Source organism: Nocardioides sp., from assembly GCF_025965415.1.
Taxonomy (GTDB): domain Bacteria; phylum Actinomycetota; class Actinomycetes; order Propionibacteriales; family Nocardioidaceae; genus Nocardioides.
In genome coordinates, this window is the sequence record NZ_JAOPWY010000065.1 from 1 (window position 1) to 11,554 (window position 11,554).

General features: G+C 72.3%; 14 protein-coding genes. 5 read left to right on the forward strand and 9 right to left on the reverse strand.

What is annotated here, in order from left to right:
* On the reverse strand, positions 1 to 1,201 hold a 1,201-nt coding region (locus JWN97_RS07135), incomplete at its 3' end, for a glycoside hydrolase family 3 N-terminal domain-containing protein (protein WP_297620571.1).
* Between the two features lie 73 nt (positions 1,202 to 1,274).
* On the reverse strand, positions 1,275 to 1,733 hold the full coding sequence (locus JWN97_RS07140) for a hypothetical protein (protein WP_297620574.1): 459 nt from the start codon (positions 1,731 to 1,733) through the stop codon (positions 1,275 to 1,277).
* 273 nt (positions 1,734 to 2,006) lie between these two features.
* Here JWN97_RS07140 and JWN97_RS07145 point away from each other — a divergent pair, with 273 nt between their 5' ends.
* The gene (locus JWN97_RS07145) at positions 2,007 to 2,639 is read left to right on the forward strand and encodes a helix-turn-helix transcriptional regulator (RefSeq protein ID WP_297620577.1); all 633 of its coding nucleotides are present in this window, start codon (positions 2,007 to 2,009) and stop codon (positions 2,637 to 2,639) included.
* 24 nt (positions 2,640 to 2,663) lie between these two features.
* On the opposite strand, the gene JWN97_RS07150 is transcribed toward JWN97_RS07145, so the two are convergent.
* Positions 2,664 to 3,269, reverse strand: a complete 606-nt coding sequence (locus tag JWN97_RS07150) for an MBL fold metallo-hydrolase (RefSeq protein ID WP_297620580.1) — start codon at positions 3,267 to 3,269, stop codon at positions 2,664 to 2,666.
* A complete protein-coding gene (locus JWN97_RS07155) occupies positions 3,266 to 4,384 on the reverse strand; it encodes an S-(hydroxymethyl)mycothiol dehydrogenase (protein WP_297620582.1) in 1,119 nt (372 codons plus the stop codon). The genes JWN97_RS07150 and JWN97_RS07155 overlap by 4 nt, the downstream gene beginning before the upstream one ends.
* Before the next feature lie 22 nt (positions 4,385 to 4,406).
* On the opposite strand from JWN97_RS07155, the gene JWN97_RS07160 reads away from it, so the two are divergent.
* Together JWN97_RS07160 and JWN97_RS07165 are read left to right on the forward strand one after the other, a co-directional pair.
* A complete protein-coding gene (locus JWN97_RS07160) occupies positions 4,407 to 4,925 on the forward strand; it encodes a SigE family RNA polymerase sigma factor (RefSeq protein WP_297620585.1) in 519 nt (172 codons plus the stop codon).
* Positions 4,922 to 6,139 (forward strand): hypothetical protein, encoded by a 1,218-nt coding sequence (locus JWN97_RS07165; RefSeq protein ID WP_297620588.1) that lies wholly within the window; start codon positions 4,922 to 4,924, stop codon positions 6,137 to 6,139. The genes JWN97_RS07160 and JWN97_RS07165 overlap by 4 nt, the downstream gene beginning before the upstream one ends.
* 9 nt (positions 6,140 to 6,148) lie before the next feature.
* Here JWN97_RS07165 and JWN97_RS07170 read toward each other — a convergent pair whose 3' ends face one another.
* Complete coding sequence (locus JWN97_RS07170; RefSeq protein WP_297620590.1) at positions 6,149 to 6,772, reverse strand: hypothetical protein; 624 nt, start codon at positions 6,770 to 6,772, stop codon at positions 6,149 to 6,151.
* Between the two features lie 93 nt (positions 6,773 to 6,865).
* Between JWN97_RS07170 and JWN97_RS07175 the strand changes: the two genes are divergently transcribed.
* Together JWN97_RS07175 and JWN97_RS07180 are read left to right on the forward strand one after the other, a co-directional pair.
* Positions 6,866 to 7,273, forward strand: a complete 408-nt coding sequence (locus JWN97_RS07175) for a hypothetical protein (protein WP_297620593.1) — start codon at positions 6,866 to 6,868, stop codon at positions 7,271 to 7,273.
* Between the two features lie 4 nt (positions 7,274 to 7,277).
* On the forward strand, positions 7,278 to 8,708 hold the full coding sequence (locus JWN97_RS07180; RefSeq protein WP_297620596.1) for a hypothetical protein: 1,431 nt from the start codon (positions 7,278 to 7,280) through the stop codon (positions 8,706 to 8,708).
* Between the two features lie 98 nt (positions 8,709 to 8,806).
* On the opposite strand, the gene tsaD is transcribed toward JWN97_RS07180, so the two are convergent.
* The 4 genes from tsaD to tsaE all read right to left on the reverse strand — a co-directional run.
* Positions 8,807 to 9,853 (reverse strand): tRNA (adenosine(37)-N6)-threonylcarbamoyltransferase complex transferase subunit TsaD, encoded by a 1,047-nt coding sequence (gene tsaD / locus JWN97_RS07185; RefSeq protein ID WP_297620599.1) that lies wholly within the window; start codon positions 9,851 to 9,853, stop codon positions 8,807 to 8,809.
* Positions 9,846 to 10,301: a GNAT family N-acetyltransferase gene (locus JWN97_RS07190; RefSeq protein WP_297620602.1), complete on the reverse strand. Its 456-nt coding sequence runs from the start codon at positions 10,299 to 10,301 to the stop codon at positions 9,846 to 9,848. The genes tsaD and JWN97_RS07190 overlap by 8 nt, the downstream gene beginning before the upstream one ends.
* Complete coding sequence (tsaB, locus tag JWN97_RS07195; RefSeq protein ID WP_297620605.1) at positions 10,298 to 10,936, reverse strand: tRNA (adenosine(37)-N6)-threonylcarbamoyltransferase complex dimerization subunit type 1 TsaB; 639 nt, start codon at positions 10,934 to 10,936, stop codon at positions 10,298 to 10,300. Before tsaB ends, JWN97_RS07190 begins: the two co-directional genes overlap by 4 nt.
* 10 nt (positions 10,937 to 10,946) lie before the next feature.
* The coding region (gene tsaE / locus JWN97_RS07200; RefSeq protein WP_297620607.1) for a tRNA (adenosine(37)-N6)-threonylcarbamoyltransferase complex ATPase subunit type 1 TsaE at positions 10,947 to 11,554 on the reverse strand (608 nt) is incomplete at its 5' end.

An 11,554-nucleotide genomic window follows, 5' to 3' on the forward strand; every position in this document is an offset into this window, starting at 1 on the left:
GCGTCAGCAGTGCGATCTGCCGGGCCGCCGACTGCTCCAGGCGGCGGCGGGAGAGGGTGCCCGTCCTGACGGCGCGCACCAGCGCAGAGCGCGCGGTGGCGGGCGAGGGAGGCATCAGGAGCACGTCGGCGCCGGCGCGCACGGCCTGGACCGCCGTACGCCCCGGGTCGCGGCCCCGGGTGACCGCCGCCATCGCGAGCGAGTCGGTCACCACGAGCCCGTCGAAGCCGAGCTCGTCCCTCAGCAGGTCCGTCCCGACCTTGCGGGACAACGACGAGGGCACCCGCGGATCGATCGCGCGTACGTCGAGGTGGCCGACCATCACTGCCGGCAGGCCGGCCTCGACGGCGTCGCGGAACGGGACGAGGTCGGACGCGTCGAGCTCCTCGCGTGACTTGGTCTGCACCGGCAGGGTGAGGTGGCTGTCGGCCGGCACCGACCCGTGGCCGGGGAAGTGCTTGATCACGGGGAGCACGCCGGCTTCCATGAATCCGTTGGCCGCTGCGACGACCTGCTCGGCCACCGTGTCGGGGCTCGAGGATGCCGAGCGCGACCCGATCGTCGGGTCCTCAGGACCCGAGGTGACGTCGGCGTCCGGTGCGAAGTCGACGGTGAACCCGAGCCCGCGCAGCTCGTTCCCGCTCGCGGCGTACGCCTGCTGCGTGAGCGCGGGGTCGCCGGCCGCCCCGGCACTCATGAACGTCGGGAAGCGGGTGGCCGCGCTGCGCATCCGCTCGACCACACCACCCTCCTGGTCGACCCCGAGGAAGAGCGGCCATTTCCGGCCCACCTGCCGGGTCAGCGTGGCGTTCACGGCCGTGACCTGGGCGGCGGAGACGACGTTGGAGTCGAAGGCGATGACACCACCGAGGTGGAGGTCGCGGACGAGCGCCACGGGAGCGCTCGTGCCGCGCCACTCGGCGACGATGACCTGCCCGGCCAGGTCCGGCAGGCGCATCCGGCTGACGGTCCGCGCGGCCCGGTCCAGCTCGGCGCGGTCCGGCCCCCAGCCCTCGACGAGCCCCAGCGCCTCTGACGGCGTCGGCGGGACGGTGGGCGTGCTGCTCGCCACGGCTCCGTCGGCCGCACCCGTCTCGTCCTTCGACTCGTCGGCGCTGTCGCAGGCGCTGAGGGAGGCGGCGAGCAGGAGGGTCGCCAGCAGCGGGCCCGTCCTGGTCAGCCGTGTCCGCCTCGCGCGCATCGCATCATCGTGGCACGACGCGGACCGTCGCCCCACCTCCACCGAACCTCGTGGCAGGCACCGACTGGCATGCTCAACGGCCGTGGCGGTCTACGGCCCGCCATGGCCAGTCCGTCGCCAGCCACCCGGCGACCGCGTCGGCCAGCACGACGTCGAGCTCCGCCCGGTCGGCACGCACCCACGACTGCACCTGGACGTCGTGGTCGGGCGATCTCGTCGGGTAGACGTACACGCAACCGATCACCTGCCCGCCGGTCGGGTCGAGGACCGTGAACGTGAATCCCTTGCGCGCCGCGAAGTCCGCCGCATGCCTCGTCAGGTCGGCAAGGTTCGCCCCGGGCGACATCCCGGCCTCCGGGGGCCATCCACCATTGGGGTAGCCGGGCGTCGACCGGATGTGGTCGATGCTCGAGATCCACGCCGCGAGGTCGGACTCGTTGTGCTGCGGTCCCAGCGGCTCCAGCCGGAACTGCTCCGTCACCAGCCGGGTCGGGGGCTCGAAGTCGTCGGGCACGAAGGGGTTCGGGCTCACCTGTCGACAGTAACGCGAGCGAGCGCGGCGCCACCTCCGCGTTGCCCCACCACCCGCCACTTGCTCGTGAGTCGCTCAGGGACTCACGAACAAAGCGCCGCCGGAGCAGCACCGCCGCCGAGCTCTCGGCCGTGAGTCTCTGAGCGACTCAGGTGCGACTGCGGAGGGAGTCCCCGACAGGCACCGGCACCAGGGCTGTGGAAGACGCCGCCCGGTTGTCGGTGCTCTCGGGTGCACTGGAGAGACGGCGACGACCACGACAGGGGGACACGGATGGACACGGAGCTCGACTGGATGAGCATGGACGGATGGACCGACGAGGAGGTGGAGTACTACCTCATGGGTCCGTTCGACGGAGGGGTTCCCGGACTCGTACGCCGGATCAGGCGGATCCTCGACGTGTCGCAGCGCGGACTCGCGGCCGCCCTCGAGGTCTCGCAGTCGGTCGTCGCACGGTGGGAGACCGGCCGGACCAGCCCCCGCGTCGCGGTGCTCCTGCACCTGCTCCGGCTCGCCGGCCTGCGCGCCGGCGTCCGCCGCGCCGACACCGGTGAGGAGGTGGAGCCGATGCGCGACGACGGCGCCCGCGACCGGGCTGGACGTCGCTACCCGGCTCACGTGGACCTGACCGTCACGGGATGGTGGTGCCCGCGCGCGGCCGGGTCCACGGGTGACCTGCTGCTGTGGCGCAGGCGCTCGCGCGCCAGGCGGGACCCGTCGATCACGTTCCACACCTCACTCAGGCACCTCCACCGCCTGATGAACGGCACCCCCGTCGACCATCCCTCGCTGCAGCAGCTGACGGCCGAGGCCGTGCACCTCGACGAGGTCAGGGAGCAGCGTCGGCTGCAGATCCTGGCCGACAGGCCCTGGATGCGCCCACCGCCGGGCTGGCTGGTCGCCTGAGACCTGGCGGGGGCGCACCGTGCGTCAGACGTTCGCCCGCTCGGCGCCGATCGTCGTGTCAGGGCCGTGCCCGGTGTGGACGACCGTCTCGTCCGGCAGCTCAAACAGCTGCGAGCGGATCGATCGCACGATGAGGTCGGAGTCGCTGTAGGAGCGACCGGTCGCCCCAGGACCGCCCTGGAACAGCGTGTCGCCGGTGAAGACGCAGCCGAGGTCGTGGACGTAGAGGCAGACCGCACCCGGCGCGTGGCCGGGTGTGTGGATCACGGTGACGGCCGCACCCCCGATCGTGAGCGTCAGGCCGTCCTCGAGGTCGACGTCCCACAGCTCGCCGGTGTGCGTCAGCTCCCACAGCGGACGGTCGTCGGGGTGAAGCAGGATCGGCGCCTGCACCCGGCGCCGGAGCTCCGGGGCCACCCGCACGTGGTCGTCGTGGGCGTGCGTGCACACGATCGCCTTGACCGCCCGACCGGCGACGACCTCGAGGATCGCCTCGACGTCGTGGGGGGCGTCGATGACGAGGCACTGCTCGTCGTCGCCGATCACCCACACGTTGTTGTCGACGTCGAAGGTCTCCCCGTCGAGGGTGAAGGTGCCTGAGACGACGGCATGGTCGACGCGCGCGGTCACACGATCACCACCGAGCGCAGGACCGTGCCCTCGTGCATCTTGTCGAAGGCCGCCTCGACGTCGCCGAGCCCGATCTCCTCGCTCACGAAGGCGTCGAGGTCGAGCCGGCCCTGCTGGTAGAGGTCGACGAGCATCGGGAAGTCGCGCGAGGGCAGGCAGTCGCCGTACCAGGAGGACTTGAGCGACCCGCCGCGGCCGAACACGTCGATCAGCGGGATGTCCGGCACCGTCATGTCGGGGGTGGGGACGCCGACCAGGACGACCGTGCCGGCCAGGTCGCGGGCGTAGAACGCCTGCTTCCAGGTCTCCGGACGACCGACCGCGTCGATCACCACGTCCGCGCCACCCTCGTGCCCCGTGCCGTCCGGCGGCGGCGTCAGCTCGCGGATCGCGGCGACCGGGTCGGCGTCCTTGGAGTTGACGGTGTGGGTGGCGCCCATCGAGCGCGCCATCTCGAGCTTCCGGTCGTCGATGTCGACCGCGATGATCTTCGAGGCACCCGCCAGCGCGGCGCCGGCGATGGCCGCCGCACCCACACCGCCGCAGCCGATGACGGCCACGGTGCTGCCGCGACCGACGTTGCCGGTGTTGATGGCCGCACCGAGGCCGGCCATCACGCCACACCCGAGCAGGCCCACGGCGGCGGCACGCGCCGACGGGTCGACCTTCGTGCACTGCCCGGCGGCGACGAGGGTCTTCTCCGCGAAGGCACCGATGCCGAGGGCCGGCGACAGCTCCGTGCCGGCCAGCTCGCCCTCGGCGAGCGTCATCTTCTGGGTCGCGTTGTGGGTCGCGAAGCAGTACCACGGCTCGCCGCGGTTGCAAGCGCGGCAGTTGCCGCACACGGCGCGCCAGTTGAGGACGACGAAGTCACCCGGGGCGACGCTCGTGACATCGGGCCCGACGGCCTCGACGACGCCCGCGGCCTCGTGCCCGAGCAGGAAGGGGAACTCGTCGTTGATGCCACCCTCGCGGTAGTGGAGGTCGGTGTGGCAGACCCCGCAGGCCTGCACCTGCACCAGCGCCTCGCCCGGACCGGGGTCGGGCACGTTGACGGTGGTGAGCTGCACCGGCTCACCCTGGGCGAGGGCGACCACGGCCTTGACCTGCTGCATCTATGTCTCCTGACGTCGGGGGGTGCGAGGAGCCTTTCAACGTCGTCCAAACAGATGCAACCCCGGGTGCCACTACCGCGTCCTCGCCGGCGACCACGCGGCGGCCGAGGACCTCCTCCAGAACGCCTTCGCCAAGCTCTACCTGTCGTGGGACCGGATCCGCGACCACGGCGCACTCGACGGCTACGTCCGCCGGATCATGGTGAACGAGCACAACTCGCTCTGGCGACGGGCGTGGAGGCGCCGCGAGCACTCCACCGACACGCTGCCCGAGACCGGCGCCCACGACACGTACGACGACGGCGTGGACGGCGCGCTCTGGTCCTTCGTCCAGACCCTCCCGCCGAAGCAACGCTCGGTGGTGGTGCTCCGCTACTACGAGCAGCTGAGCGAGGCCGAGACCTCCGACCTGCTCGGCATCTCGGTCGGGACCGTGAAGTCGCAGACCAGCCGCGCCCTCGCAGGGCTGCGGGCCCGCGCCCCGCAGTCCCTCAATCCCTACGAGCACCACCCCCACGAGTCCGGAGATGACGCACGATGACCAACACTCCCCTCGAGGACCGGGTCCACGAGGCCCTCCACCGCCGCGCCGACCCGATCCAGCACTCGCCGTTCACCGTCACCGACGTACGCCGCTGTGCCCGCCGGATCCAGCGTCGCCGGGCGGTGGCGGCCGGTGCCGTCGTCGCCGCCGTGCTCGCGATCGCCGTCCCGGTCGGGCTCGCGATGAACGGGCCCACCCCGCGCACCGACGTACCTCCCGCCACCCGGACCCCGCAGGTCACCGGACCCGTGCGGATCGACCCCCGCGCCGCGGAGGTCGGGGCCGCGCCGGGCGTGCCGCTCGTGGTCACGGGCGAGAGCTCCCGCCTGCTGCTCGACGGCAAGGAGCACGCGTTGCCCGGCGGCTGGGACCAGATCACCCCCTACGGCGACGGCTGGCTGGCGACGCGCCCCGCCGACGACCAGGGCAACCGGGTCCTCGAGATCCTCACGGACACCTTCACCGTGGAGGACGGGGCGGTCGACTCGACCTACTTCACGGTGTCCGCGGACGGCACCAGGGTCGCCTGGGCGGAGTACGACGGTGTCGGCGAGTGGCGGATCGTGAACAGCGACACCGCTCGTGAGGCCGAGCCGGTCTCCAGCGCTCTGGCCGGCACCCGCGACGCGTCCGTGCGCACGGTGGGCTTCCTCTCGTCCTCGGAGGTCGTCGTCGCGCAGACCGACCTGGCTGACGGGACGGAGGCGACCTACGTCGCCACCGGGGACACCAACCTGGAGCTGACCGGGATCGTCAAGGCGGTGAGCGCCTCCCCCGCCACCGGGTTGGTCGCCGCCCTGACGAGCGTGGACGGCGCCGACTCGTGCTCCGCCGTGGTCGACGGTCGAGACTCGACCGAGCCGGCCTGGGAGACCTGCGACCACCGGCTGGGCGACTTCAGCCCGGACGGCACGCACCTGGTCGGGTTCGCCGACGTGCCCGACGGGCCGTCGCCCACCATGTCGGTCCTCGACTCCACGACCGGGGAGTCGATCGTCGACTTCGAGGTCACCGGCGCCCGTGACCGCGTGGTGGGGGTAGCCGCCGCTGTGTGGGAGGACGACCAGTTCCTGCTGGCGACCTACGTCGACGGCAACCAGCAGTACGTCGTACGGCTGGGGCTCGACGGCACCGTGGAGCGGGTGTCCGGTCCGGTGGTCAACGACGACTTCACGCTGTCCCTGCACCTGACGCCCGGTGCCGTCCGATGAGGGGACGTCCTAGTCCAGGTCGGTCTTGAAGCTCGCGAGAAGGCTGTCGATGACCTGCTGCTGCTCGTCCTCGGAGAGGGTCTCGGGTGTCCCGTCGAGGTAGATCTTGATGTCGATGAGCCACGCGGAGTCGAGGAACATGATCCCGAAGTCGTGCTGGATCTCGTAGGGGTCGTGCACGGTGTCCACCACGTGCCAGGCGCTGTACTTCCCACCTGCGACCGTGTCGTCCTGGCGGACCTTGACCTTGGGTCCGCCGTGCTCCTTGATCCACTCCTTGGCGAAGGCGTCCAGCGAGGCCGCCCGGGTCAGGCTGGGCGAGAACGTCACCGAGCTCTGCCCGTCGTTGTAGCCCTGGACGATGCCGTAGTCGCTGACGCGCTTGTAGGTCGCGAGGGCGTGCATGCTGGCGCCGGGCACCTTGATCAACCTGCCGTCGGCGGGCTCGACGACCGTGCTGGTGGCGCTCGGCGTCGGCGACGGGGACTCCGAGGTGCTCGCGGAGGCGTCCTTCGTCGGGCTGTCCGACGGGTCGGGGTCCGCCGACGACGCTCCGCAGCCGGTCGCGAGCGCCACGAGCGACACCGCGGCCACGGCCAGGAGCGAGCACCGACGAGTTCCCCGAGGAGTCATGGTCCGAGCCTAACTGCGGGCATTGATGCCGCGAGCGCCACCTCGTCGACATAAAGTGGTTTTGGTTCTGTGATCAGGGGGAAAGGACAGACCATGCTGCCGCTCGAAGACAGGGAACTGCTCAACCAGACCATGGTGGGGCTCAACATCGATCCCGAGACCATCACGTCGCTGATGGCGTCCTTCGACAAGGCCGCCGAGGGAGTCGAGTCCAACCCGGTCGCTCCCGTCCACAGCGCCGCCTTCGGTGACTCGTACACGGGGGGATACCGCCTCGGCACCAACGCCGAGATGGCGCACCAGGCGGTCGCCGACGAGCTCAAGAAGGTCGCCGCCGGTCTGCGCGGGATGGGCACCTCGGTCGAGGAGTTCAGCAAGGACGTCGAGCGCACCACCGAGCAGACCACGGCCACGATGAACCTCATCCAGGCCTCCACCGACTGCGTGGCCGCACCCACCTTCAGCTCCAACCAGTGCACGCTGCCGACCGAGGAGGACTGAGCAGATGACCAAGGGACCCCGTCGACTCGTCCTCGACCAATACCTCGACTCCGCCGCGGAAGGCGCCATCAAGGGTGCCGGCCACGACTGGAAGAACAAGGCCGACGACCTCCGGGCCCTCGGTGACGCGCTCAAGCAGGCGGCCCAGCAGGCCGAGCTGCGCATCGGTGAGCAGACGCTGACCGGTCCGGCCCTGCGGGCGAGCATGGAGCAGTCGTCGACCTCGATGATCACCAAGGCCGAGCAGCTCCGCGCTGCTGGTGAGGCCCTGACCCAGGTCGGCCAGCAGATCGCCGACACCCGCGACTCGCGCGACGCCCTCGCCGACCTCGGTGCCAAGCCGTCGCCCTACCAGGCGCCCGCCGGCACACCCGGGGTCGAGCCCACCGCCGAGGAGATCCAGGCCCAGGCAGACGCCTCGCAGGCCCGCCAGAGCGAGCGCAGCGCGTGGCAGACCCAGTACGACAAGCAGGAGGCCAAGTCCCTCGCCCTCACCAAGGAGATGGACGCGGCCTTCCTCGGGGCCATCCCGCCGATGAAGGAGATCCACGGCCAGAAGGACCCGACGGAGCCGCCGCCCAACGTGCCCTCCGGCCCCGGTGGCACCTACCTCCCCGGCACGCAGGCTCCTCCGGTCACCGGCGGTGGCAACAACGGTGGCAACGACGGCGGGGGTCTGAAGCCCACGTTCGACGGGGGCAAGGACGACGGCGGCAAGGACGACGGGGGCAGGGACGACGGGGGCAAGGACAAGCCGCCCACGACGACCACGCCGCCCCCGCCGACCGTCGTCATCGAGACGGGCACGTTGACTCCCCCCGAGCACCCGACGCACGTCAACACGGAGGGGCCGACGACCACCGTCACCGGCACCTCGCAGAACGGCGTCACCTACCAGCCCACCGGCCCCTCCGTCTCCGCCGCCCCCAGCGCCGGCGTCTCGTCGGCCGGCGTCTCGGCCGCCGCCCTCGGTGCGGCGGGCGGTGCCGGCGGCATGGCGGCGGGCGCGGTCCGACCGGGCTCCATGGGAGCGGCCTCGACGAGCGGTTCGGCCCCCGTCCGGGCGATCGGCTCGACCGGCCGTGCCGGCAGCCCCGGCGCGCTCTCCCGCTCGGCGGGCAGCTCCGCGGCTGGTCGCAGCGCGTCGTCGACCGGCAGCCCCGCGTCCCGCAGTGCGGGCTCGGCGACAGGTCGTGGCGCGTCCACGGGCAGCTCCGCCGGTCGCGGCGGGGCCGGCAGCCGGGGAGCGGGCACCGGGTCGTCCTCACGCTCCGGCGGTCGCGGGTCCAGCGGTGCCCGCGGCAGCGGCACCGGCACGTCAGGCACCCGCGGCGGCCGCAAGGGCGAGCGCGACAAGACCACCGATCGTGACAGCCTGGTCTACGACCAGGACTGGCTCGGCGACGACGACGTCGCACCCGGCGTCCTCGACTGAGGCCACCTCAGCCGAAGGCGTCGTGATGCAGGTCCCCGCTCTCGGGCGGGGACCTTCGTCATGTCCCGCAGCTCCGCAGGTCGGGCGGAGCCGGGATCTCAGGCGACGACGGTGGTGATCGGCTGCGAGGAGTCCGCCGGCAGGTCGAGGCGCGAGGGCGTACGTCCCCGCGCGACCAGCTCGGCACCGAGGGCGGCGACCATGGCCCCGTTGTCGGTGCACAGGCCCGGGCGCGGCACCCGCACCCGGATGCCGGCCGCCGTCGCGCGCTCCACAGCCATCGCCCGCAGGCGACTGTTGGCGGCGACGCCGCCGCCGATCAGGATGTCCTCGATCCCGCGGCTCGTCGCCGCATCGATCGCCTTGCGGGTGAGCACGTCGCACACGGCCTCCTGGAAGGAGGCGGCCACGTCGGCGACGTCGATCGCGACGCCCTCGCGCTGCTGGGTCTCGACCCAGCGCGCGACAGCGGTCTTGAGGCCGGAGAAGGAGAAGTCGAAGCGGTGCCGCTCCAGGTCGCGCTTGGCGGACAGTCCGCGCGGGAAGTCGATCGCGACGCTGTTGCCGCTCCGGGCGACGCGGTCGATGTGGGGGCCGCCCGGGAACGGCAGCCCGAGCAGGCGCGCGACCTTGTCGAAGGCCTCCCCCGCGGCGTCGTCGATGGTGGACCCCATCGGCTCGACGCCGACGGTGACGTCGGCGACCTCGAGCAGGCTCGAGTGGCCGCCGGAGACCAGCATGGCCAGGCAGGGCTCGGGGAGCGGGCCGTGCTCGAGCTGGTCGACCGCGACGTGCGCGGCGAGGTGGTTGACGCCGTAGATCGGCTTGCCGAGACCGAGTGCCAGTGCCTTCGCGCTGGCGACGCCGACGAGCAGCGCGCCGGCCAGGCCGGGGCCGCTGGTGACGGCCACGGCGTCGATGTCGCTCAGCGAGATCCCCGCCGTCTCGGCCGCCCGCTCGATCGTCGGGACCATGGCCTCGAGGTGCGCGCGGCTGGCCACCTCGGGCACGACGCCGCCGAAGCGGGCGTGCTCCTCGACGCTGCTGGCCACCGTGTCGGCCAGCAGGGTGTGGCCTCGAACGATGCCGACGCCGGTCTCGTCGCAGGACGTCTCGATCCCCAGGACGAGGGGCTCGTCAGTCATGGGCGGTCGCCGTCTGCACGCGGGCGGCACCGGGCAGCCAGCGGCACATCACGAGGGCCTCGGACCCGTCGCGATAGTAGTGGGGGCGTACGTCGATCACGCTGAACTGACGGGCGACGTAGAAGCCGAGCGCCGCCGCGTTGGAGACGCTCACCTCGAGCAGCATGCGGGAGGCGTCCTCGGTGTCGACGAGGAGCTCGTCGAGCAGCCGGGTGGCCAAGCCGTCGCGGCGGGCGTCGGGGCGTACGCCGATGCGCAGCAGGTCGACGATGTCGCCCGCGGTCATGGTCACGGCGTAGCCGGAGAGGTCGTCGGCCACCACGAAGCGGCGCCCCGGGCCCTCGATCTCCTGGCGGATCAGCGCCTCGTTCCAGGCGTCCGCGCCGAAGAGCTCCTGCTCGAGCGCGCTGAGTGCGGGGAGGTCGGCCAGGACAGCGGGACGGATCACGACACGGGCTTTCTGGGTGCGCCGGCGACCGCGTCGGGGCGCCGGAGGTAGAGGGGTTCGGGGTCGAGCAAGTCTACGAGCTCGGACGTCACACCGGTCGCGAGCCAGCCGGCGCTCGGTCGGGTCGGGGCGATCGCCCGCGGGAAGTGGTCGGGGTAGAGCGAGGGTCCGGCTCCGGCGACCGGCGCGTCGGTGGCGACCTCGGCGGGCCTCGTGACGACGGGGCCCTCCAGTCGCCGTCCGTCGCCGTCGTAGGAGGCGAGGTAGACCTCCTTGCGGCGGGCGTCGGTGGCGACCAGGAAGCTCCCCGGTGCGGCCGCGGTGCCGACCACCTCGAGCGCGATCGCGTCGAGCGAGCACACGCCGTACACCGGGATCTCGAGGACGAACCCGAGCGTGCGTGCGGTGACGATGCCGACCCGCAGGCCGGTGAACGGACCCGGCCCCACACCGACCGCGATCGCGGTGAGGTCCTGCCGCACGATCCCCGCGTCCTCCAGCGACCGGGCGATGAGCGGCGCGAGGTGCTCGCCGTGCTTCATCGGCTCCTCGGAGGAGTGCTCCACGACCACCCGCTCGCCGTCGTGGAGGGCGACGGTCACCAGCGGGGTGGCGGTGTCGAAGGCGAGGAGCACGGCGACGAGGCTACTGTCCGACGACCCAGCGGAGTGAAACGCGGCGCGGGTCGAGCTCGTCACACGCGCCCTGGCCCACGGCGCGCTCGATGACGACCTCCAGGCGCGAGTCGGCCAGGCCCTCGGCGAGCCCGGCTCCCCACTCGACCACCGTCACCGCGGAGTCGAGCGAGGTGTCGAGGTCGAGGTCGTCGAGCTCGGCGAGGCCGCCGAGGCGGTAGGCGTCGACGTGCACGAGGTCGGGACCGGCGACGAGGGAGGGGTGGACGCGGGCGATCACGAAGGTGGGTGACGTGACGCCGCCGCGGACCTCCAGGCCGACGCCGAGGCCCTGGGTGAAGGTCGTCTTGCCGGCGCCGAGCTCGCCTGTCAGCACGACGAGGTCGCCGGCGACCAGGCTGCGACCGACCTGCTCGCCCAGGTCGCGCATCTGCTCGGCCTCCGGTGCCTCGAAGGTCGTGTCGAGGGCCAGCGCGAGCTCGACGTTCGGGCTCGAGCGGGAGGTCTCGACGAAGCCGTGGCGCTCCCAGAAGGCGACGGTGGCGGGCAGCTCCTCCCGGGCGGACACCACGAGCGCCGGCCGGCCGAGCGACGCGGCGCGCGCGGCGTCGACCAGCG